The following is a 22,262-nucleotide window of genomic DNA, read 5'->3' on the forward strand; positions in this document are numbered from 1 at the left end:
AGTCATCAACCTGCTGCACGACAAATCGCTACAAACTGATCAACTAATAATGAAGCTCCACCTACTAATCCACCATCAATATCAGGATTTGCAAATAAGGCTTCTGCATTATCAGCTTTAACACTCCCACCATAGAGTATTTGAATATTCTCAGCTAATTCAGCTGATAGTGCTGCAAGTTGATCACGAATAAACTTATGTACTTCTTGCGCTTGCTCAGGTGTTGCAGTTTTACCAGTGCCTATTGCCCAAACAGGCTCATAAGCAATAACAAAACCATCAACCTGACCTGCAGATAGGGCAGCCAATATTGCGCCTAGTTGCCGACCAACGACAGTCAGTGTTTCTCCAGCTTCACGCTCTGCTAGATTTTCGCCAACACAAGCAATCGGCGTCAAACCTGCCTGCTGAGCCGCAACAAATTTATCTGCAACATCTTTATCTACTTCACCGAACAGCGTTCTGCGCTCTGAGTGACCAATAATGGCATATTTAGACCCTAAATCCTTAGCCATAGGAGCACTGATTTCTCCAGTATACGCACCTTTTTCTACTGCAGAAATATTCTGAACACCCCAGCCAATTGCACTGCCCTTTAGTTTTTCAGCCACTTGCGCAACATAAATACTGGGTGGACATACAGCCACATCTGATGTTCCTAACTCAGCGCTCAGCAAACCTTCAAGCAATGCTACATTTTCTGCAGTATTGCCGTGCATTTTCCAGTTTCCTACCACTAAGGGCTTGCGCATAAAAACCTCGCCTAGTCACTTGAGGCCGGCAATGTTAGCGTAGTAGCCAGTAATATACAACCTACTGAACGACTCGCTAATTCGACGCGGCCTGTTGTACAACCCCAGCCAACTCTTCGGCTAACTGAGAGACCAATTGTTCATTTTCACCTTCAACCATGACACGTATTACAGGCTCAGTACCAGAAGGACGCAATAACACACGCCCCTTGTCAGCTAAACTGTTTTCAGCATGTGCTACGGCCTGTTGAACAGCTGCACTATTAGAAATATTCAGCTGCTGTTTCATTTTGACATTGATCATGATTTGTGGATATTTTTCAACACCTTGCCTCAGGTCGTATAAATTCTGCTCAGCACAAAACATGGCTTTCAAAACTTGTAACGCTGAAACAATCCCATCACCTGTCGTGGTTACATGGCGACAAATAATATGCCCAGAAGATTCTCCTCCGAGGCACCAGTTATTTAAAATAAGTTGCTCATTCACATAGCGATCACCAACTTTAGCTCTAATAAAAGGGATTGATGCAGACTCAAGTGCTTTCTCCACCCCTAAGTTGGTCATCAGTGTTCCTACCACACCACCTTGTAGCGCCTGATGCTGCTGCTGGTGTCGTGCAATAATATAAAGAAGCTCATCACCATCAACTACACTGCCAGTGTGGTCTACCATTAGCACTCGGTCACCATCACCGTCAAAGGCAATTCCTAAGTCAGCCTGCTGATCCATTACAGCCTGCTGTAATGATCCTAACGATGTTGAACCAACATTTTTATTAATATTCATGCCATTTGGGGATACGCCAATAGCAACAACATCAGCACCTAACTCTCTAAATACAGCAGGTCCAACATGATAAGTTGCACCATTGGCCGCATCGACAACAATTTTTAGTCCTTTTAAACTCACACTACCATTTACAGTGCTTTTACAATATTCAATATAGCGCCCTGCAGCATCATTAATACGAGTGACTTTCCCAATTGCATCAGAACCAACCACACTCATATCTTGATCTAACATCTTCTCTATTTGTAGCTCAATGTCATCATCAAGCTTTAATCCTTTTCCTGAAAAGAATTTAATGCCATTGTCCTGATAGGGGTTATGTGACGCGCTAATTACGATGCCAGCCTGTGCTCTAAAAGTTCTGGTAAGATAAGCAACAGCTGGCGTAGGCATAGGACCTAGTAAGTCAACATTCACACCAGCAGCAGAAAGCCCAGCTTCCAAGGCAGACTCAAACATGTAGCCTGAAATTCGAGTGTCTTTGCCAATTAATATTTTGCTCTGCTGTCTTCCTGCAAACACACGGCCAGCAGCCCACCCAAGCTTAAGCATAAAGTCTGGTGTTATTGGAAACTCGCCTACGGTTCCACGTATACCATCAGTACCAAAGAACTTTTTTTCCATATTTAAATTGTCTCCAAAAATGCCCTTTATGAAACTAAAGCCGAGCCACTATGCTTGTATCGCATTTAACATACGAACCACATCAACTGTTTCTGCCACATCATGAACTCGTATAATATGAGCACCATGCAGCACAGACCAGGCGGCTAAAGCAAGGCTACCATATAGCCTTTCAGACACTGGCTTACCTAGCACATCACCAATCATGCGCTTACGAGATAAACCTACAAGTAAGGGCAATTCAAGTCGCTGCAACTCATCCAGTCGCTTAAGAAGCAGCAAATTATGCTCTAGCGTTTTGCTAAAACCAAACCCAGGGTCTATCAGCAAACGCTGCTTTTCAATACCATGTTCAATGCATGCCGCCACGCGCTGCTGTAGATAACTTATCACTTCATCAACTACATCATCATAAGTGGCAAGCCGCTGCATAGTATCAGGCTCACCCAGCATGTGCATCAGGCAAATAGGAATAGTTAGATCTGCAGCAACTGTCAGCGCATTATCCCTTTTTAATGCTCTAACATCGTTAATCATACCAGCACCAAGTTGCGCAGCTTCACGCATCAATTCTGGTGAGCTTGTATCCACAGAAATAATGACATCAAAATGCTGCTTCAACGCTGAAAGCACAGGTAGCACTCGATCCATTTCAGCTTGCACGGTAACAGGATTTGCCCCTGGGCGAGTAGACTCACCACCAATATCAATGATCGAGGCACCAGCACAAATCATCTTCTCTGCATGCTGAAGCGCTTTGTCAAAATTACTGTACTGGCCTCCATCTGAAAAAGAGTCAGGAGTAACATTCAAAATACCCATCACCTGTGGTGTAGACAAGTCTAATACCTTATCACCACAGCTCAGCATCAAAGTAGATGTTGTCATACTCGAAAAGTAAGAAGCTTATTTTAAGGCAGGTTAATAGCGTGCAAGGTGAGCTTAATGCTCACCTGCAGGTCCTCCAATAGAGGGTTTACTGGAAGTTTCTTTAGAGTCAGAAGAACTGTCAGTTTCCTTGCTATCACTAGCACTCACATCTTCAACTTTTGCACCTCCATTCGTCCCATCTTCAGGCCAGTCAGCGGGAGGCTTAGGCTTTTTGCCAGCCATAATGTCACTCAACTGGTCAGCATCAATCGTTTCATACTCCATTAATGCATCTTTCATTAGCTCCAGCTTATCTCGATTTTCTTCAATAAGCCTTTTTGCCGTTATGTAACAGTTATCAATGATGTGTTTAACTTCTTCATCAATTAATTTCGCTGTTTCAGGGCTCACATTTAAATGGTGTGCCCCCTGAGATTTCCCTAGGAAAACCTCACCATCTTCCTCTCCATACAGTAACGGACCAGCTTTTTCTGATAAGCCCCATTTAGTAACCATATTTCTGGCCATTTGCGTAGCTTGCTGGATATCGTTTTGGGCTCCTGTTGAGACACCATCAGCCCCATAAATCAGCTCCTCAGCAATACGGCCACCATAGGCAGAGGCAATGCGGCCTAGCAAATAGCGTTTACTGTATGAAACCTTATCTTCCTCAGGTAAATACATGGTGACACCTAATGCACGCCCACGAGGAATAATCGTCACTTTATATACAGGATCATGTTCTGGCATTTTTAAGCCAACAATGGCATGACCTGCTTCGTGATAAGCGGTCATTTCCTTGTCTTTTTCACTCATCACCATGGACTTGCGCTCAGCGCCCATCATGATTTTATCTTTAGCTTTATCAAATTCTTCCATGCCCACTACACGGCGATTACCACGAGCCGCAAATAATGCAGCCTCATTCACCAGATTAGCCAAATCTGCACCTGAAAAACCCGGTGTACCTCGCGCAATAACTGCAGGCTTTACATCTTCAGAAATCGGCACTTTACGCATATGCACTTTAAGAATTTGCTCACGACCACGTACATCTGGTAAAGGAACAACAACCTGTCGATCAAAGCGACCTGGACGTAAAAGTGCAGGATCAAGCACATCAGGGCGGTTTGTTGCAGCAATCACAATAACGCCTTCATTACCTTCAAAACCATCCATCTCCACCAGTAGCTGGTTCAAGGTTTGCTCACGCTCATCATGACCACCACCCAAGCCTGCGCCACGATGACGACCTACCGCATCAATTTCATCAATAAAGATAATACAAGGCGATTGCTTCTTAGCCTGGTCAAACATATCTCGAACCCGGGAAGCACCAACCCCCACAAACATTTCTACAAAATCAGAGCCAGATATTGTAAAAAAGGGTACGCGCGCTTCACCAGCAATGGCTTTGGCTAACAAGGTTTTACCTGTACCTGGTGAACCAACCATAAGTACCCCACGTGGAATACGACCACCTAGGCGCTGAAACTTGCCTGGGTCACGGAGAAACTCTACCAGCTCTTGAACGTCATCTTTTGCTTCTTCAACACCTGCAACATCTGCAAATGTCGTTTTAATTTGGTCTTCACTTAGCAGTCTGGCTTTGCTTTTACCAAAGCTCATAGGGCCACCACGACCGCTTCCACCACCTTGCATTTGGCGCATAAAAAACATGAAAACAGCTATGATGACTAGAATTGGAAAGCTTGCGACCAGCAACTGAGTCCAGATACTTTGCTTTTCAATTGGCTTAACAGATACCTCAACTTGGTTACGCAACAAATCATCCATTAATTTGTCATCACGAATAGCCAAGGGTAAGTTGGTTTCAAACGTTTGATTATCAGTAAAGCGGCCATTTACTTTAGAACCATCAATTTCGACTTTACTAACCTGTTTGTTTTCAATGTACGTGACAAAATCGGAATAACTAATTTCTTTGGTTGAAGACTGCATATTGCCAAAGTTTTTAAACACTGTTAGCAATACCAAAGCTATTATTAGCCACAACACCAGATTTTTTGCCATGTCATTCAAAGGCCTATCCTCTATAGAGTGAACAAAGTTTGACAGTCACTCAGTCTGCCTGACCAGATTTCCAACTGGTAATCGTACCAGCTTCATCACGTTATTGGAGAAGCGCTCAAGGAGTAATCCATACGATACTACAGATTATCTATTTGCAACAGTTTCTCATTTAAAGCTCATCGTAAGATTGATGACACTCTCATCTCAGCCTTAACGCTTTAGACCACGGGCAAGCAAATAAACTTCACGGGATCTAGGTCTAGATGATGATGGTTTTCGGGTTTGTACCTGCTTAAAGTGCTGACGCAATAACTTAAGGTAAGCATCAAAACCTTCACCCTGAAATACTTTCGTCAGAAAGCCCCCTCCAGGTTTAAGCACCTGCTGTGCCAAATCAACAGCCAGCTCAGCTAAATACATTGCTTTTGGTTGATCAACTGCAAGCACCCCACTCATATTGGGGGCCATATCTGAAATTACAAGGTCTATCGGTGCATCACCAATTACAGCAAGAATTTCCTGCAGGACTTCATCCTCAGTAAAGTCACCCTGAATAAAGTCGACACCAGCGATAGGGTCCATTGGCAAAATATCTGATGCTACAACTTTTCCTTGATCTCCAACCAGGCTGACAGCAACTTGTGACCAACCTCCTGGTGCTGCACCCAAATCAACGACAGTCATTCCAGGCCGTAACAATTTATCTTTTTGCTGAATTTCCAGTAATTTATAACTGGCCCTTGAGCGGTATCCATCCTGCTGAGATTTTTTAACGTAGTGGTCAGAGAAATGTTCCTGTAACCAACGATGACTACTTTTCGACTTACCCATAACGTACAACTCTGTTATCTGGCTTACTAACGCAAGCATTCATTGTTAGAAAAATAGCCTGTAAAATAGTTATCAACCGTACTCATAGGCTAAAATTATTCCAACTCGGGTATTGTTATCCGTGAGTATTTTATGTTTTCACAGTGGATTTATAAATAATGTCGTTGTCTGCCAGTCAGAAAAAGCAGTTTCGTGCTATCGGGCACAATCTTAAACCTATTGTAACTGTAGCCGGAAAAGGTGCTTCCAGTAGCATTGTTGAAGAAACCTTAAGAGCACTCAATGATCACGAACTGATAAAAGTGAAATTTCAAGTAGGTGATCGAGAGGTTAAACAACAGTTAATTCAAGCACTTTGCAATGAGTGCCAAGCTGAACTGGTGCAAACCATTGGTAACATTGCACTAATTTACCGCCCTGCAGAAGAACCCAATCTACAACTTTCGAATTTACACCGGCATTAACCGCTGTAGCTTCCTTCTGACCGAATATAACAAACCCCTCGCTCACAATTGAAAGAGGGGTTTGCAACTATTCAAACAACATTCTCAGCTTTACGATGTTTAGAGGTGTTTAACTTCCTCTATTTCGTACTCCACTTCACCATTTGGTGTTCTGACAAGTGCCACATCGCCTTCTTCTTTACCAATCAACGCGCGCGCAATGGGAGAGTTCACAGATATTTTCCCTTGCTTAATATCTGCTTCATCATCACCAACAATTTGGTACTCCACCTCTTCATCGGTGTTTAAGTTGAGCAGCTCAACGGTTACACCAAAAATTACTTTGCCTGTTTTCGTAATCTTTGTGACATCAATGATATGCGCAGAAGAAAGTTTACCTTCTATTTCTTTGATACGACCTTCCGTAAAACCTTGCTGCTCACGGGCTGCGTGATATTCAGCATTTTCCTTTAAGTCTCCGTGCTCTCGAGCCTCAGCTATTGCTTGAATAATCCGAGGACGCTCTACAGTCTTCAAGTGCTTTAGCTCTTCTCTAAGTGCTACCTCACCACTGACTGTCATTGGTATTCTATTCATCCAGTCACACCTTTATGTAAATCTTGTAAGCGTCTTACCGTTTTTTCTGGTCCAAAACGGATCGCTTCGGCAACCGCCTCAGCACCTGCAATGGTCGTTGCATTAGGGACCTTGTGCTGCAAGGCAGAGCCGCGAATAGTATAAGAGTCTGCAATCGCTTGACGCCCTTCAGTGGTATTGATCATCAGACTGATTTCGTCATTTTTGATCATATCTACCAAATGTGGGCGTCCCTCGCTTACCTTATTCACCTTAGTTACAGGAACACCTGCCACTTCAAGTGCATTGGCAGTACCTTCTGTAGCATAAAGCTCAAAACCTAGTGAAATAAGCAGTTTTCCAACATTCACTGCACGTGGTTTATCTTCATCACGCACACTGATAATTACTTTTCCTGAATTCGGCAAATTGGTAGCAGCATGCCCTTTAGCAAACGCTTCAGCAAAACTGTCACCAACGCCCATCACTTCACCTGTAGACTTCATCTCAGGTCCCAAAATAGGATCAACCCCTGGAAATTTATTAAAGGGGAACACTGATTCTTTTACACACCAGTAATTCGGGATAACCTCAGAGGTAAATCCAACATCAGCAAGTGACTGTCCCGCCATCACTTTCGCAGCAATTTTTGCCAGCGAGTGACCAATGCATTTAGACACAAAAGGTACTGTGCGCGACGCACGAGGATTAACTTCGATAACATAAACCCTGTCATCCTGCACGGCCATCTGAACATTTAACAAACCAATAACACCAAGTTCAAGTGCCATACATGTCACCTGATCACGAATGGTTTGCTGAGTTTCTTGGCTTAAGCTGTAAGGAGGCAGGGAACAAGCAGAATCGCCCGAATGGACTCCAGCTTGTTCAATGTGCTGCATAATAGCACCGATCACCACTGTTTCGCCATCACAAACTGCATCCACATCAACCTCAATGGCACGGTTGAGGAATGAGTCCAATAACACAGGACTTTCATTGGAAACCTGAACTGCTTCACGCATATAGCGCACCAATTCAGACTCTTGACTAACAATCTCCATTGCGCGCCCACCCAACACATAGGAAGGTCTAACAACCAATGGATAACCAATTTCTTCTGCTTTTTTGACCGCTTCTTCACTGCTTCTTGCCGTTGCATTTTCTGGTTGCAGCAACCCTAAGCGTTGGATCATATGTTGAAAACGCTCACGGTCCTCTGCACGGTCAATCGCTTCTGGTGATGTACCAATAATAGGTACACCTGCTGCCTCCAAAGCTCTGGCAAGCTTAAGCGGTGTCTGTCCACCATACTGAACAATAACGCCTTTTGGCTTTTCAATAGCGACTATTTCCAGCACATCTTCCAGGGTAACAGGCTCAAAGTAGAGTCGATCTGACGTATCATAGTCTGTTGATACTGTCTCTGGGTTACAGTTAACCATAATGGTTTCATAACCCTCTTCCCTAAGCGCCAGAGCCGCATGCACACAACAATAGTCAAACTCTATACCCTGACCAATCCGATTGGGTCCACCACCCAGCACCATCATTTTTTCACGCTGAGTTGGTAATGCTTCGCACTCTTCGTCATAGGTGGAGTACATATAGGCTGTACTTGTTGCAAACTCAGCCGCACACGTATCTACCCTTTTGTATACAGGATGTACACCTAATTTTTGCCTATATTCCCGCACAGCTTTTTCACTGACACTGAGTAATTTAGCTAAGCAAGCATCAGAAAAACCCTTACGCTTTAATTGCCAAAGGACTTGTTTACTCAGGCTATTCAGTCCACCTCCAGACTTCACCTGCTGCTCAGTTTTTATGATGTCTTCAATATATGTCAAAAACCATGGATCAATATGCGTCAGCTGATGCACTTCTTCTATAGTCATTGCCGCCCTGAAAGCATCGCCAACATACCAAATCCTTTCAGCACGAGGGGTTATAAGCTCAGCCTTTAACTGCTCCAAAGCCCCATCCTGATTTAAATTAAGCTTGGCATCCAGACCTGTAACACCCACTTCCAAGCCACGTAATGCTTTTAAAAATGACTCTTGAAAGTTTCGCCCCATCGCCATCACTTCGCCGACAGACTTCATTTGTGTTGTAAGACGGCTGTCGGCCTTTGGAAATTTTTCAAATGCAAAACGTGGCACTTTTGTCACTACATAATCAATTGCAGGCTCAAATGATGCTGGGGTTGACCCTCCTGTAATTTCATTCTGCAGCTCATCAAGGGTATAACCGACTGCCAGCTTGGCAGCGACTTTAGCTATAGGGAACCCTGTTGCCTTTGAGGCTAAGGCAGAAGAGCGAGAAACCCGAGGATTCATCTCAATGACAACCATACGTCCATTAGCAGGATTTAATGCAAACTGGACATTTGAGCCACCTGTCTCAACACCAATTTCCCGCAATACAGCAACAGATGCATTTCGCATCAACTGATATTCTTTATCCGTTAAAGTCTGAGCAGGTGCAACAGTAATCGAATCCCCAGTATGAACCCCCATCGGATCAATATTTTCAATGGAGCAGACAATAATGCAGTTGTCTTGTTTATCCCGCACGACCTCCATTTCAAACTCTTTCCAGCCAATCAATGACTCATCAATCAGCAATTCACGGGTTGGTGAAAGGTCTAAACCACGTTCACAGATTTCTAAAAACTCTTTTCGATTGTACGCAATCCCACCACCACTTCCTCCCATGGTAAATGAAGGGCGGATAATACAAGGGAAGCCTACTTCTTCAAGCACCTGCAATGCATCTTCAAGGGAGTGAGCAATGCCAGACTTAGGTGTTTCCAAGCCAATAGCCTTCATAGCGATATCAAAGCGTTGCCGATCCTCAGCTTTATCAATGGCATCTTGATTAGCACCAACCATCTCTACGCCAAACTTTTCTAAAACACCATGCTTATATAAGTCCAACGCACAGTTCAGTGCTGTTTGCCCCCCCATCGTAGGCAATAAGGCATCTGGTCTTTCTTTCTCAATAATTTTGGCAACAGTTTCCCAACGAACAGGTTCAATATAAGTTGCATCAGCCATCACAGGGTCAGTCATGATGGTTGCGGGGTTAGAGTTCACGAGAATAACGCGAAAACCTTCTTCTCGAAGTGCTTTACATGCTTGTGCTCCTGAGTAGTCAAATTCACAAGCCTGGCCAATTACAATAGGACCTGCACCAAGGATTAGAATACTTTTGATATCGTGACGTTTAGGCATGGTTTTCTCTTCACTGACGATAAATTAGTTACAACTGTTTTATATGTTTACGTTTATGCAGAGGTGATTGCTGTAAGGGCTAATCAGCGTCGAGATCGAATTAAATCGATAAAGCGATCAAAGAGGGGAGCTACATCGTGGGGACCAGGGCTTGCTTCAGGATGCCCTTGAAAACTAAACGCAGGTTTGTCTGTTAACTGAATACCCTGTAGTGAGTGATCAAACAGAGATTTATGAGTCACCTCAACGTTTTTCGGTAAAGAGTCTTCACTTACTGCAAAGCCATGGTTCTGACTGGTAATCATTACATTACGGGTATGAACGTCCTGGACGGGATGATTAGCACCATGATGCCCAAACTTCATTTTTTCTGTTTTTGCACCACTGGCTAGCGCTAATAACTGATGCCCCAAACAAATACCAAATAATGGTATGTTAGCTTCCAGCAGTGCTTGAATAGCGTCAATAGCATAAACACAAGGTTCGGGATCGCCAGGACCATTTGATAGAAATACCCCATCTGGCTGTAACGCCAACACTTCACTGGCAGGAGTAGTAGCAGGTACCACCGTAATACGGCAACCACGTTGGGCTAACATTCTTAAAATATTATGCTTAACACCAAAGTCGTAAGCGACCACATGATAGGGTTTATCCACAGTCGCTGAAAAGTCATTCGTGGATGGCTGCCACTCACCTTCATTCCATTCATAAATTTTATCTGTGCTAACAACGGATGCTAAGTCCATTCCTTTTAAACCAGGAAAAGATTCAGCTTGCGCAAATGCCGCGGCTTCTGAGATTGTCGTACCAGCCATAATACAGCCAGACAGTGCGCCTTTCTCGCGAAGAATACGAGTCAGACGACGTGTATCAATTTCTGCAATGGCGACAATACCCTTTTCTTTTAAAAATTCAGACAACGATTGTTGACTGCGCCAATTACTCACAACCGGTGATAATTCTCGAATAATTAACCCACTTGCCCATACTTGAGCAGATTCATTATCTTGCAGATTAATACCCGTATTACCAATATGTGGATACGTTAAAGTGACAAGCTGACGAGCATAAGAAGGGTCTGTCAGGATTTCCTGATAACCTGTAATAGCCGTATTAAAAACTACTTCTCCTGCTGTTTGCCCATCAGCGCCGATCGACACTCCTGAGAATATCGAGCCGTCTTCAAGGGCTAATATTGCTGGTGTTGACAAAGCTAACTCCCTCACATTTTCTGATGCATTTTTCATAGGCAAAAAAAAAGCAAGATGCCTGCAGTTGTTATCTGCTCCATCTTGCTTTTTTTTGATAGCCGGACATTTGAAACCAAACCCCTTTTCTTGGCACAAATTTTCGGAATTTTAAAATAAAATCCTGCCCGGCGTCTATTGGAAAATTAAGGTCGCTTACAAAAAATTACGTTGAGCACTATTTCTTATCTTAATGCCTCTGCCTTAACGTAAGCCTAAAACATCTTGCATGTCATAAAGTCCTGTTTCTTTTTTCGCTAGCCACTTAGCCGCACGGACAGCACCTTGCGCAAATGTCATACGACTACTGGCTTTATGAGTAATCTCAACACGCTCGCCCTCAGTCGCAAACAGCACAGTATGATCACCAACAATGTCACCAGCTCGAATCGTTTCAAAGCCAATAGTCTGGCGATCCCGTTCGCCTGTTATTCCTTCACGACCATACACAGCACACGTCTTAAGGTCTCGGCCTAGCGCATCAGCCACAACCTCACCCATACGCAGTGCTGTGCCTGAAGGTGCATCAACTTTATGGCGATGATGTGCTTCTATTACTTCGATATCCGCATCATCACCCATGACTTTTGCGGCCAGCTCCAGCAACTTAAAGCATAAATTGACACCCACACTCATATTTGGGGCAAAAACAATAGCAGTCGATTGGGCGGCGTCCTGTAATTGCTGTTTTTGCTCGTCGCTAAACCCCGTGGTACCAATGACAATCGATTTGTTCCACTGCTGACAAAGAGCAACATTGTTTAGCGTATGTTCCGGGCGCGTAAAATCTATAACCACATCAAACTGATCTTTACAGCTATCCAGACTAGCCGACAGTTTAATATGCATTTTTCCCAAGCCCGCTAACTCGCCCACATCAGCGCCGACCAAAGAACTGTCAGCTCTGTCAGTCGCTACAGTTAATTGACACTCATTACTTTCAGTGATGGCTTGAATGAGTGTACGTCCCATCCTACCTGCGGCCCCAACAACTGCTATGCGAATCATACGCCCCTCAACTTTATGATTTTTGCGAAATATAAAACACTCTATCCTACTGAGCCGAGTCTATATCACCAAAGCAATTTATTAAAACCAGTAGGCCCATACAAATTTGGCCAGAACATGATTATCGTATAATCACCTTCTGGCCAAACTAATAACACTATATTGAAGTACCTACATCGAGTTTACCTACATAAGCTCGACTTTTACAAAAGCTACATATTTTCAAAAAAGTTTTTTACGCCTTCAAACCAAGAGGTTTTTCGCGGAGACTGTTTATGACCACCCTCACCTTCAAATGTAGCTTGCAGTTCTTCAAATAATTCACGTTGACGCTTAGTCAAGCTGACAGGGGTTTCAATAATTACACGACACAATAGGTCACCCTGAGCACCACCACGAACCGGAGCTACACCTTTACCTCGAACTCTGAAAAGCTTGCCTGTTTGGGTTTCAGGTGGAATTTTTAATTTAACTTTACCATCCAGCGTAGGGACTTCTAGCTCACCCCCTAAAACAGCATCACAGATAGTAATTGGCACTTCACAATAAAGGTGCTTACCATCACGCTGGAAAATCTTATGTTCACGCACAGAGACCTGAACATACAAGTCACCTGCAGGCCCACCATTCAGCCCTGCTTCCCCTTCTCCTGCTAGACGAATCCGATCGCCAGTATCTACTCCAGCAGGAATTTTAATTGAAAGGGTTTTGTATTCTTCAGTACGACCTTCGCCATGACAGTCACGACATGGATCTTTAATAACCTTACCCGTGCCATGACAGGCAGGACAAGTTTGTTGAACAGAGAAAAATCCCTGCTGCATTCGTACCTGACCAACACCACCACATGTACTACATGTTTCAGGTGAAGAACCTTTTCGTGCTCCAGAACCATCACAAGTACGACACTCTACTTGAGTAGGAATACGGATTTTCTTCTCGACACCTTTTACCGCTTCTTCAAGCTCTAAGTCCATCGAGTAGCGCAAGTCAGCGCCACGCTGCACACTGCTACGCCCTCGCCCAGCACCCGCTGCAGTGCCAAAGATATCACCAAAAATATCGCCAAAAACATCACTAAAGCTACCTGCACCAAAGCCACCTGCACCTGCCTGACCATCTACACCCGCATGCCCAAACTGGTCATATGCAGCTCTTTTTTGCGAGTCAGAAAGCACCTCAAATGCTTCATTTACTTCTTTAAAATGCTCTTCTGCATCTTTATCCCCTGGGTTTCGGTCAGGGTGATACTTCATGGCCATACGTCGGTAGGCTTTTTTCAAGTCTTTTTCAGAAACATCCCGGGATACACCCAGAATTTCATAGTAATCTCTTTTGGCCATAGCTTTAGGAAACCTACGTGCTTATTACCCCGAAAAACAATTGCTGTTTCGGCACAAGACAGTTATCGATACAAACGACAACGCGGGAATGCTCCCGCGTTATACCGTTAGGGTTGTCACCCTGTTGAGAAAAACGTTCCCTTGCCAAAGGTTACTTCTTCTCATCCTTTACTTCTTCAAACTCAGCATCCACCGCATCATCAGAAGACTTGCTAGCACTATCAGCTTCTGATTGAGCTTGGCCAGCTTCGCCCTGTTGTGCTTGCTCTGAATACATACGCTGAGCAAGTGCAGAAGAAGCCTCTGTTAACGCTTTAGTTTTAGCTTCAATTTCTTCTTTATTATCACCTTTAAGGGCTGCTTCCAGCTCCTCAATGGCTTTCTCAATTTTTTCCTTCTCATCAGCAGAAACTTTATCTTTAGCTTCTTCTACTGTTTTCTTTGTAGCATGGATCAAACCATCAGCCGCATTACGAGCACTTGCCAACTCTTCAAACTTACGATCCTCATCAGCATGGGCCTCTGCATCACGCACCATTGTATCAATTTCATCATCAGACAAGCCGCTCGATGCTTTGATCACAATAGATTGCTCTTTTCCTGTCGCCTTATCTTTAGCAGAAACGTTCAAAATACCATTAGCATCTATATCAAACGTTACCTCAACTTGTGGAACACCACGTGGCGCAGGAGGAATATCAGCCAAATCAAAGCGGCCTAGGGACTTATTATCACCTGCACGCTTACGCTCACCTTGACACACATGGATAGTTACAGCTGTTTGGTTGTCTTCTGCTGTAGAGAAAACTTGCGACTTCTTCGTTGGAATTGTCGTATTTTTCTCAATCAGCGGTGTCATCACGCCACCCATGGTTTCAATACCCAACGTAAGTGGTGTAACGTCAAGCAACAATACATCTTTAACATCACCAGACAGTACTGCACCCTGGATAGCCGCACCCATTGCCACAGCTTCGTCAGGGTTAACGTCTTTACGAGGCTCTTTGTTAAAGAAGTCTTTAACTTTTTGCTGAACCATAGGCATACGGGTTTGACCACCCACCAGGATCACTTCATTAATTTCTGAAATGTCCAGACCTGCATCTTTTAATGCGATACGACATGGCTCAATAGAGCGAGTAACAAGGTCTTCTACCAGTGACTCAAGCTTCGCGCGTGTCACCTTAACATTCAAGTGCTTTGGACCTGTCGCATCAGCTGTAATATAAGGCAGGTTTACATCTGTTTGCTGGCTTGAAGAAAGCTCAATTTTGGCTTTTTCTGCAGCTTCTTTAAGTCTCTGCAACGCAAGTGGGTCATTGTGTAAGTCAATACCTTGCTCTTTTTTGAACTCATCTGCCAGATAGTCAATCAAGCGCAAGTCAAAGTCTTCACCACCCAGGAAAGTATCACCATTAGTAGCTAATACTTCAAACTGGTGCTCGCCATCCACTTCCGCAATTTCGATGATGGAAATATCGAATGTACCACCACCTAAGTCATATACCGCAATAGTGGAGTCACCACGCTTTTTATCCAGTCCGTAGGCCAGAGCAGCAGCGGTAGGTTCGTTAATAATCCGCTTAACTTCTAAGCCTGCAATACGACCTGCATCCTTTGTAGCCTGACGCTGTGAGTCATTGAAATAAGCAGGTACAGTGATTACTGCTTCAGTGACTGCTTCACCGAGGTAGTCCTCAGCCGTCTTTTTCATTTTTTTCAAGACTTCAGCAGAGATTTGGGGTGGTGCTTTTTGATCCCCTTTTACTTCAACCCAAGCATCGCCATTTTTTGCTTCAACGATCTTGTAGGGAACCATCTTAATGTCTTTTTGCACCACATCATCAGCAAAACGACGACCAATCAACCGCTTAATCGCAAACAATGTGTTGTTGGGGTTTGTTACCGCTTGGCGTTTTGCTGGCTGGCCTACAAGCGTTTCACCATCATCCGTGAAAGCAATAATAGAAGGCGTCGTACGCGTACCTTCTGCATTTTCAATCACTTTTGGTTTGTCACCATCCAAAAGTGCAACACATGAGTTGGTTGTACCCAGGTCTATACCGATGATTTTACCCATTTTCTATCTCTCCATACCCTAGCTCTGTAGAGTAGCTAATTCGTCAATAACCCTAATTTGAAAACCTTGAGATAACCGCTGTCCGCACATAAAGGAGATTGCCAGTGATTACTCTATTTGCTTTGCTATATGCGTCCTGTTCCAGCGATTTCAAGCCTTCTCATCGATTTTTGTTTCACTGGGTTTAGCCACAATCACCATCGCTGGGCGAATCAACCGACCATTAAGTGTATACCCCTTTTGCAGTGCAGCAAGTACAGTACCTGGCTCAGCATCAGGGCTTTCTTGCATGGACATTGCCTCATGGTATTGAGGATCAAAAGGCTCTCCAACGGGATCAAGTTGCTCAACATTGTGTTTTTGCAGCACATCAATGAACATCTTTAACGTTAACTCAATACCCTCACACATTGCCTTTTGCCCAGGCTCATCGCGATTAGCGGTTTCTAAGCCACGTTCCAGGCTATCAATAATTGGCAACAGTGATTTACTAAAACCTTCCAGTGCAAATTTATGCGCTTTTTCCACATCCTGCTGAGAACGGCGCTTAATGTTCTGAGCTTCAGCTTGCGCTCGTAGTGCTTGTTCCTGAGCCTCCACCAGGGCATTCTGCAGCGAATTTACTTCTGTTTGTAGAGACTCAATGTCATGCTTATCAGCAGCAGCATCTTCGATTTCTAGCTGATCCACTTCAACTTCAGATGCTTCTACACTAGCATCTTCAACTTCAGGCTGTTGATCATTCGCTACGACTTCTTCAACCTCAGGTGTCGACTTTTTATCAGTCATCCCAGTCTCTCCGTTAATTGCTATAGCTGTTCAGGGCAACCGTATAAATGGCTATTTTTCCAGCAATATGGGGGTAATCCGCTGTGATTCAAGGCTTGACTTTCAGGTATTCATTAATAATTAATGTATAAAAAGACTACTGTACAAATTAACAGCATGTATAATTCAATGGCTGAACAAGTAGCAATTGTCACCTAAACACTACAACTGTAATGTTAGATGCACTTATTCTGAGGCTATAGGCTAGACCTGGCACCTGAATGCTGCTAGTTTACTGTATAAACAAACAGCTATTTTATTAACTTTTCCCCATCAATGTTAAGGGCTGGAGTGGATACATGCTGATTCACTTATCTATCAGCAATTTTGCCATTGTTGACACACTAGAGCTGGACATTCCCTCTGGTATGACAGTAATTACAGGTGAAACAGGTGCTGGTAAATCCATTATGTTGGATGCACTTGGACTTGCTTTAGGTGATCGAGCAGAAGTCGACATGGTTCGCGCTGGTGCTGATAAAGCCGAAGTCATTGCCACTTTTGATATTCAGCATTTAGCAGATGCCCAAAAATGGCTAGCCGATCATGACTTGCTTATTGGTAATGAATGTATCTTTCGCCGAGTGGTCACCCGTGAAGGCCGTTCACGCGGTTATATTAACGGTACTCCTTCAACGCTTCAGCAATTACGCATCCTGGGGGATATGCTGATTGATATTCACAGCCAGCATGAACATCAATCTCTACTTAAAAAGGACACCCACCGCAAACTACTTGATGCTTTTGCAGAAACCTCTGCATTAAATGAAAACGTCAATCAGATTTACCAGCGTTGGAAGCAGTGTAATACAAAATTAAATATACTTAGCCAGCAACATGATGAAGTGGCCGATAAAGTTCAGCTATTAAGTTATCAGGTGCATGAGCTTCAACTATTGGACCTGAATGAAGGGGAAGTTGAAACACTTGAACAAGAACAAAAAGTGCTAGCAAATGCAGAGTCATCAATGCATTACTGCCAGCAAGCATTAACATTGTGTAGTGATAGCGATAACAGTAGTATTCTTCATCACTTAAATATTACCCAGCATGCTTTAAATAAAATCCAACCTGATAACCCTTTCATTAACGATGCACTGCAACTGTTGGCAAGTGCACAAATTCAAGTCGAAGAAGCAGTAGCAGAGCTTAATCGCTTTACCGATCATTTTGATGCAGACCCTGAGCGACTCCAAGAAATTGAGCAGCGCTTAAGTGCTATTTATGACTTAGCTCGTAAACACAGGGTTTCCCCAGAAGAGCTCTATATGAAACAACAGGCTTTGGAAAAAAGTCTACAAGCGCTTGAATCTTCTGATGACTCTTTAGAAGCACTTACCCATGAAATAGCTCAGTTAGAAAAAGACTATGTATCAAAAGCCAAGAAGCTTTCCAAACATAGAGAGAAGTCAGCGAAAACACTGAGCCAAACCGTTTCTGAACAAATACAACAAATTGGCATGCCAAATGGTTACTTTCAAGTACAGTTAACCCATTTACCAACTCAAACACCAGAACCATTTGGCATGGAAGATATTGAGTTTTTAGTCAGCACTAACCCAGGGCAACCCGCCAAACCACTGCAAAAGGTTGCTTCAGGCGGTGAACTATCTCGAATAAGTCTGGCAATTCAAGTTATCGCGGCACAACTTTCAACGACACCAACTCTAGTGTTTGATGAAGTTGATGTTGGAATAAGTGGTGGTGTTGCAGAAACTGTAGGTCAACTACTCAGAAAGATAGGCAGTAAAGGACAGGTATTATGTGTAACACACCTGCCTCAAGTTGCTTCACAAGGTCATCAACACTTTTTTGCTCATAAACAGGTCAAAGCAGATAGCACTCAAACAAACATCACAACCTTAAATCCTGAAGAAAAAGTCGCTGAAATTGCGCGCCTGCTTGGTGGACTAAATATCACCGAACATACACTGGCACATGCTAAAGAAATGATTACTGCCGTTGAATAAAAACTTTTATAAAACTGGTCTGTATTAAGCGAGATCTGATCACTGTAAAAAATAATTCACAATTTTTATCTTTTGAAAAAATTGCCTAAAAAAAAGTAATGCTACTGCCGTTTTAAAACGGCAGTCAAACTCAAAGCGCATCAAAAACTTTTCCTAAGCTTGTCCCTAGCTATCAAGTTAAAACCAGTCATCGTTTAGCCACCAGATTAATAGCAACCCAAGTCACAAAAATTTATTTTTTTTGTGCTTTCGGCTTCACATAAAGGACAAGACTATGATCAACCAAGTCAAAGCCGTGTTTTTCGGCTATTTGTTTTTGTAACTTTTCAATTTCTTCATCACAAAACTCAACAATGTGGCCTGTTTCTACGCATACCATATGGTCATGATGATTGCCTTGGGCAAGTTCAAATACAGAGTGGCCTCCATCAAAATTATGCCGAACCACCAAGCCTGCATTTTCAAACTGAGTTAATACACGGTAAACTGTTGCCAAACCAACATCTTCATCAGCATCCATTAACGCCTTATAAACATCTTCAGCACTCATATGGCGATGCTCTGCATTTTCTAGGATTTGCAGAATTTTAATTCTGGGCAAAGTTACTTTCAGACCCGCTTTTCTTAACTCTTGATTTTCCACAACACTATCCTTTATAAATCGAACCCTTAGCAGACGCCAAGAAGTAAGGTATTATCTCACTTTGACCCAAGATAGTGGAAGTCTTTATAAGATGCAAAACACCTTAACAAAATTCACTTTTCTCGCGTCACTTTTAATGTGCATTAGTGGCTGTTCATTTTTCTCAGATAGCGACCATCGTACGGTTAGCTTTCCTGGTGTGTATAAGATTGATATTCAGCAAGGCAATATCATCACCCAAGACATGGTGAATCAACTACGCCCAGGAATGACCAAACAACAGGTACGCTTCATTTTAGGCTCCCCTCTCTTGATTGATAGCTTTAACCAAGAGCGTTGGGACTACGTTTACAGCTTTCAACCAGGAGGAGAAGCTCGCTCCCAGGAAACACTCAGTATTTTCTTCAAAGACGACATTCTAAGTCACTTTTCAGGAGATTTTCGCCCAGACCCCAAAGCTATCATGGAAGAAGCGGGAATGCCTATACCCGAAGAAGCAAGCACAGATGTATCAAATGATAGCGATTTACTAGAAGAAGACGCTCCAACAGAAGACTTTTAAGATGAAGTGCGCTCAAGCAAACCTTGAGTAACCCAAGCAAAGGTTACTCAAGGTTGAGTTTGAAACACCGTAGGGGATTACTATTTTTTGATTATTCGGGCGACTCTGAACTTTGTTTTTTAGCAAGTTTCGCCTTTTCTGCGCGACGTTTGCGCACTTCTTTGGGATCTGCAATTAATGGCCGATAGATTTCTACTCGTTCCCCTTCCTCTAACACTCGATCCTTAGGCTTAGGTACTAACTTACCAAAAACTCCCATCTTGGCCGTATTCCAGTCAATACCTTCAAACTCCTCATCAAGCTTTGAGGCAACCGCAGCATCATAAACAGATGCACCCTTTGGTACATTGAGCACTACAACTTTTTGTTTATTAGCAAGTGCGTAGGCTACTTCAACCTTAATATGTTCTTCAGCGAAATCAGCCATAAACTTCCTTAGCACGTTGACAAAAAGCATCCACCATTGAACTCGTTGCAGACACTAATAGAGCACCTAAGGTCTTTTCTAGCACCTTGCCAGATAAGGTAAACGTTAAATCCAGTTCAACCTTACAAGCGTTATCAGCAAGTGTTTTAAAGTGCCACTTACCCTTAAGCTTAGAAAATGGCCCCTGTACCAGCTCCATCTCAATGGACTCACCCGCCGATAAAAGATTCCGCGTCGTAAATGAGTGGCGGATACCACCTTTTGCCACATCAAGACTTGCTTCCACCAGATCAGAACGCCTTGAGTGAACCTTGGCGCCAACACACCAAGGCAAAAAGTGAGGATAAGACTCAATGTCATTAATGAGGTCAAACATCGCTCTGGCCGAATACATGACCAGAGCTGAACGATTTATCACTGCCATTAGTTGATGCTTTACCCTTACAAAGACTGAATAAGCGTCACAATGAATACAACAAACACTGCTACAGGCGCAATAACTCTTGAAGTAGCACGCCATAAGTTGAAATAAAGCAGGTTTTTCAGCGCTAACTCATTCAGCACCAAAGAGCGTTTTAGCGCCCACCCTGCATAAATGGCTATTAACATTCCTCCAAGAGGTAGCATGATATTTGCTGTCAAATAGTCCAGAAAATCAAATACTGTTTTGCCAAAGAATGGTTTCACTTCAGCCCATTCATTAAATGACAGAACAGAGCCAATACCTAAAAACCACACAAAAAAGCTAAATCCAATCGTAGCTGTTACCCTACCGACAGAAAAACGCTGCGTCAAATAGGCAACTGCAGGCTCAATGAGAGAAATCGCTGAGCTTAATGCCGCAATTGATACCAGGAAGAAAAATAAGCAACCAAAGACTTGGCCAAAAGGCATGTTACCAAAGGCTTGCGGTAAAGAAATAAACAGTAAGCCAGGACCAGAAGAAGCTTCCATACCATTGGCAAAAACGATCGGGAAAATAGCCATACCCGCTAACAAAGCAACAACGGTGTCAAAAAATACAATGGTTATTGCTGTACTGGCTATATTTGCTTGCTTTGGCATATAAGCACCATATGCCATGATTGCCCCCATACCAAGACTTAAGGTAAAGAAAGCATGCCCCATAGCCGCAAGCAGTGGCTTAGAAGTAAATACTTTTTCACAACCCGCTTCTGCCCACTGACAAGTTGTGACAGCACCATCAACAAGCTTTTCATAGGTAAAAAAGGTTTTTTCAATATCAAAAGCAAATAAAAACTTTAGGCCAGCACCAAACTTATCTGTTTCAACAAAGGCATAAATTACCATAACAACCAGGAGTAAAAACAATGTTGGCATCATTACACGCACACTGCTTTCCAAGCCCTTATGTATACCTCGGGCAATAATAAATGCAGTAATGATCATAAATAGTGTGTGCCAAATCATAAGACGTTTGGGATCACCAATTAGATCTTCAAACATTTTCCCTGTTGATCCCGAGGCGACCTCGTTAAAAGTACCTCGTCCAATTTCCAGGGTATAGTCCAAAGCCCAACCTGCAACTACACTATAAAATGATAAGATAAAAAAGCCTGCTAACACCCCCATCCAACCGACTAAACCCCAAGCTCGCGTTTTACCCGATTCAGCAGCTAAATTACTCATCGCACTAATTGGATTACACCGCGCATGTCGTCCAATGAGAGCCTCAGACATCAAAATGGGTAACCCAATAAACGCAACACATAACAAATAAACTAATACAAAAGCTCCTCCCCCATACTCCCCAGTAATAAATGGAAATTTCCAAATGTTTCCTAACCCAACAGCAGACCCGGTAGCGGCCAGAATAAATGTCCACCTCGTGGCCCAAGTAGCGCTCGTTGATGCAGTTGATTCTGCCATGTTGTTATTACCTCTTTTCTTGTTCTAATTTGGCGCAAAGGTTACATTTTAACCAACTGTAAATTTCTCACAAGAACATGTAGCACATAGTCATAGCACAAA

The 22,262-nt window shown here is 43.2% G+C and carries 19 protein-coding genes; 3 read left to right on the forward strand and 16 right to left on the reverse strand.

Translation table 11 applies throughout. From position 1 onward, the window contains the following. Window positions 1-5 precede the first annotated feature (5 nt). From tpiA to rlmE, 5 genes are all read right to left on the reverse strand, one after another. Window positions 6-752 carry a triose-phosphate isomerase gene (gene tpiA, locus KHS79_RS19410; RefSeq protein ID WP_027707253.1) on the reverse strand — a complete coding sequence of 249 codons (747 nt, stop codon included), beginning with the start codon at window positions 750-752 and terminating at the stop codon, window positions 6-8. Between the two features lie 76 nt (window positions 753-828). Then, entirely contained in the window at window positions 829-2,169 is a 1,341-nt protein-coding gene (gene glmM / locus KHS79_RS19415; protein ID WP_027707252.1) for a phosphoglucosamine mutase, read from the reverse strand. 48 nt (window positions 2,170-2,217) lie between these two features. Then, a complete protein-coding gene (gene folP, locus KHS79_RS19420; protein WP_094788691.1) occupies window positions 2,218-3,057 on the reverse strand; it encodes a dihydropteroate synthase in 840 nt (279 codons plus the stop codon). Between the two features lie 54 nt (window positions 3,058-3,111). After that, window positions 3,112-5,073 carry an ATP-dependent zinc metalloprotease FtsH gene (gene ftsH, locus KHS79_RS19425; protein ID WP_094788692.1) on the reverse strand — a complete coding sequence of 654 codons (1,962 nt, stop codon included), beginning with the start codon at window positions 5,071-5,073 and terminating at the stop codon, window positions 3,112-3,114. 210 nt (window positions 5,074-5,283) lie between these two features. After that, window positions 5,284-5,904 carry a 23S rRNA (uridine(2552)-2'-O)-methyltransferase RlmE gene (gene rlmE / locus KHS79_RS19430; RefSeq protein WP_094788693.1) on the reverse strand — a complete coding sequence of 207 codons (621 nt, stop codon included), beginning with the start codon at window positions 5,902-5,904 and terminating at the stop codon, window positions 5,284-5,286. 158 nt (window positions 5,905-6,062) lie between these two features. On the opposite strand from rlmE, the gene KHS79_RS19435 reads away from it, so the two are divergent. Further along, a complete protein-coding gene (locus KHS79_RS19435) occupies window positions 6,063-6,368 on the forward strand; it encodes a YhbY family RNA-binding protein (RefSeq protein WP_212721129.1) in 306 nt (101 codons plus the stop codon). Window positions 6,369-6,467: 99 nt separating this feature from the next. Here the strand turns inward: KHS79_RS19435 and greA are convergent, their stop codons facing one another. The 7 genes from greA to grpE all read right to left on the reverse strand — a co-directional run bounded on the left by greA (window position 6,468) and on the right by grpE (window position 16,629). Then, window positions 6,468-6,944, reverse strand: a complete 477-nt coding sequence (greA, locus tag KHS79_RS19440; RefSeq protein WP_027707247.1) for a transcription elongation factor GreA — start codon at window positions 6,942-6,944, stop codon at window positions 6,468-6,470. Then, window positions 6,941-10,159: a carbamoyl-phosphate synthase large subunit gene (carB, locus tag KHS79_RS19445; protein WP_212721136.1), complete on the reverse strand. Its 3,219-nt coding sequence runs from the start codon at window positions 10,157-10,159 to the stop codon at window positions 6,941-6,943. Before carB ends, greA begins: the two co-directional genes overlap by 4 nt. An 83-nt stretch (window positions 10,160-10,242) precedes the next feature. Next, entirely contained in the window at window positions 10,243-11,373 is a 1,131-nt protein-coding gene (gene carA, locus KHS79_RS19450) for a glutamine-hydrolyzing carbamoyl-phosphate synthase small subunit (protein ID WP_233468506.1), read from the reverse strand. A gap of 240 nt (window positions 11,374-11,613) precedes the next feature. Continuing rightward, entirely contained in the window at window positions 11,614-12,417 is an 804-nt protein-coding gene (gene dapB, locus KHS79_RS19455; RefSeq protein WP_212721139.1) for a 4-hydroxy-tetrahydrodipicolinate reductase, read from the reverse strand. A 212-nt stretch (window positions 12,418-12,629) separates the two neighbouring features. Next, the gene (dnaJ, locus tag KHS79_RS19460; RefSeq protein ID WP_027707243.1) at window positions 12,630-13,760 is read right to left on the reverse strand and encodes a molecular chaperone DnaJ; all 1,131 of its coding nucleotides are present in this window, start codon (window positions 13,758-13,760) and stop codon (window positions 12,630-12,632) included. A 151-nt stretch (window positions 13,761-13,911) separates the two neighbouring features. Continuing rightward, a complete protein-coding gene (gene dnaK / locus KHS79_RS19465) occupies window positions 13,912-15,840 on the reverse strand; it encodes a molecular chaperone DnaK (protein WP_212721141.1) in 1,929 nt (642 codons plus the stop codon). A gap of 150 nt (window positions 15,841-15,990) precedes the next feature. Then, window positions 15,991-16,629: a nucleotide exchange factor GrpE gene (gene grpE, locus KHS79_RS19470; protein ID WP_212721143.1), complete on the reverse strand. Its 639-nt coding sequence runs from the start codon at window positions 16,627-16,629 to the stop codon at window positions 15,991-15,993. 338 nt (window positions 16,630-16,967) lie between these two features. Here grpE and recN point away from each other — a divergent pair, with 338 nt between their 5' ends. Next, the gene (gene recN, locus KHS79_RS19475) at window positions 16,968-18,638 is read left to right on the forward strand and encodes a DNA repair protein RecN (protein ID WP_212721144.1); all 1,671 of its coding nucleotides are present in this window, start codon (window positions 16,968-16,970) and stop codon (window positions 18,636-18,638) included. Window positions 18,639-18,870: 232 nt separating this feature from the next. Here recN and fur read toward each other — a convergent pair whose 3' ends face one another. Next, window positions 18,871-19,281 carry a ferric iron uptake transcriptional regulator gene (gene fur / locus KHS79_RS19480; RefSeq protein WP_212721146.1) on the reverse strand — a complete coding sequence of 137 codons (411 nt, stop codon included), beginning with the start codon at window positions 19,279-19,281 and terminating at the stop codon, window positions 18,871-18,873. Between the two features lie 91 nt (window positions 19,282-19,372). Here fur and KHS79_RS19485 point away from each other — a divergent pair, with 91 nt between their 5' ends. Continuing rightward, window positions 19,373-19,843: an outer membrane protein assembly factor BamE gene (locus KHS79_RS19485; RefSeq protein ID WP_084611113.1), complete on the forward strand. Its 471-nt coding sequence runs from the start codon at window positions 19,373-19,375 to the stop codon at window positions 19,841-19,843. Between the two features lie 91 nt (window positions 19,844-19,934). Here the strand turns inward: KHS79_RS19485 and KHS79_RS19490 are convergent, their stop codons facing one another. From KHS79_RS19490 to KHS79_RS19500, 3 genes are read right to left on the reverse strand one after another with little or no spacing between them, the layout of a single operon-like run. Further along, complete coding sequence (locus KHS79_RS19490) at window positions 19,935-20,270, reverse strand: RnfH family protein (protein ID WP_027707238.1); 336 nt, start codon at window positions 20,268-20,270, stop codon at window positions 19,935-19,937. Continuing rightward, window positions 20,263-20,694 (reverse strand): type II toxin-antitoxin system RatA family toxin, encoded by a 432-nt coding sequence (locus tag KHS79_RS19495; RefSeq protein ID WP_027707237.1) that lies wholly within the window; start codon window positions 20,692-20,694, stop codon window positions 20,263-20,265. Before KHS79_RS19495 ends, KHS79_RS19490 begins: the two co-directional genes overlap by 8 nt. A 17-nt stretch (window positions 20,695-20,711) precedes the next feature. Continuing rightward, window positions 20,712-22,160: a sodium-dependent transporter gene (locus KHS79_RS19500; RefSeq protein WP_027707236.1), complete on the reverse strand. Its 1,449-nt coding sequence runs from the start codon at window positions 22,158-22,160 to the stop codon at window positions 20,712-20,714. Window positions 22,161-22,262 lie beyond the last annotated feature (102 nt).

The sequence above is a fragment of the Zooshikella ganghwensis genome (assembly GCF_018263875.1).
Taxonomy (GTDB): Bacteria; Pseudomonadota; Gammaproteobacteria; order Pseudomonadales; family Zooshikellaceae; genus Zooshikella; species Zooshikella ganghwensis.

Coding starts and splice junctions, on each gene's coding strand:
- greA (WP_027707247.1), bottom strand. CDS start 6,944: ATGAATAGAATACCAATGACAGTCAGTGGTGAGGTAGCACTTAGAGAA.
- dnaK (WP_212721141.1), bottom strand. CDS start 15,840: ATGGGTAAAATCATCGGTATAGACCTGGGTACAACCAACTCATGTGTT.
- folP (WP_094788691.1), bottom strand. CDS start 3,057: ATGACAACATCTACTTTGATGCTGAGCTGTGGTGATAAGGTATTAGAC.
- KHS79_RS19500 (WP_027707236.1), bottom strand. CDS start 22,160: ATGGCAGAATCAACTGCATCAACGAGCGCTACTTGGGCCACGAGGTGG.
- KHS79_RS19495 (WP_027707237.1), bottom strand. CDS start 20,694: ATGGCAGTGATAAATCGTTCAGCTCTGGTCATGTATTCGGCCAGAGCG.
- dapB (WP_212721139.1), bottom strand. CDS start 12,417: ATGATTCGCATAGCAGTTGTTGGGGCCGCAGGTAGGATGGGACGTACA.
- recN (WP_212721144.1), top strand. CDS start 16,968: ATGCTGATTCACTTATCTATCAGCAATTTTGCCATTGTTGACACACTA.
- ftsH (WP_094788692.1), bottom strand. CDS start 5,073: ATGGCAAAAAATCTGGTGTTGTGGCTAATAATAGCTTTGGTATTGCTA.
- KHS79_RS19485 (WP_084611113.1), top strand. CDS start 19,373: ATGCAAAACACCTTAACAAAATTCACTTTTCTCGCGTCACTTTTAATG.
- KHS79_RS19490 (WP_027707238.1), bottom strand. CDS start 20,270: ATGGCTGATTTCGCTGAAGAACATATTAAGGTTGAAGTAGCCTACGCA.
- tpiA (WP_027707253.1), bottom strand. CDS start 752: ATGCGCAAGCCCTTAGTGGTAGGAAACTGGAAAATGCACGGCAATACT.
- dnaJ (WP_027707243.1), bottom strand. CDS start 13,760: ATGGCCAAAAGAGATTACTATGAAATTCTGGGTGTATCCCGGGATGTT.
- rlmE (WP_094788693.1), bottom strand. CDS start 5,904: ATGGGTAAGTCGAAAAGTAGTCATCGTTGGTTACAGGAACATTTCTCT.
- glmM (WP_027707252.1), bottom strand. CDS start 2,169: ATGGAAAAAAAGTTCTTTGGTACTGATGGTATACGTGGAACCGTAGGC.
- KHS79_RS19435 (WP_212721129.1), top strand. CDS start 6,063: ATGTCGTTGTCTGCCAGTCAGAAAAAGCAGTTTCGTGCTATCGGGCAC.
- carB (WP_212721136.1), bottom strand. CDS start 10,159: ATGCCTAAACGTCACGATATCAAAAGTATTCTAATCCTTGGTGCAGGT.
- grpE (WP_212721143.1), bottom strand. CDS start 16,629: ATGACTGATAAAAAGTCGACACCTGAGGTTGAAGAAGTCGTAGCGAAT.